The 240-nt window shown below is 65.8% G+C and carries 1 protein-coding gene; it reads right to left on the bottom strand.

Annotated features, from left to right (window positions below; all coding sequences use genetic code 11):
- On the bottom strand, window positions 1–199 hold a 199-nt coding region (locus SB822_RS60435; RefSeq protein ID WP_410859562.1), incomplete at its 3' end, for a GntR family transcriptional regulator.
- Window positions 200–240 lie beyond the last annotated feature (41 nt).

The following is a 240-nucleotide window of genomic DNA, read 5'->3' as shown; positions in this document are numbered from 1 at the left end:
CCATCGACACCAGACGGTTGTACGCCTCCGTCACCGTGAAGGTGCTCAACTCATGCGTCTGCGCGAGTTGCCGCACCGACGGCAGCAGTGCGCCCGCGCGCAGCGACTGCGCCTCGATGGCTTGCGCGAAGCCTTGCACGACCTGGTCGACGAGCGTGGGAGCGGCGCGCCGGTCGCGCTCGAGATTCAATTCGATCATGGTCGGAAGTGTGGACTCGGAACGAAAAAGCCGGCCGCGAC

This window comes from Paraburkholderia sp. SIMBA_054 (genome assembly GCF_046534875.1).
Classification (GTDB): Bacteria; Pseudomonadota; Gammaproteobacteria; order Burkholderiales; family Burkholderiaceae; genus Paraburkholderia; species Paraburkholderia hospita.
The sequence above is the reverse complement of the archived record's forward strand: the minus strand, read 5'-3'. Positions and strand labels throughout refer to the sequence as shown.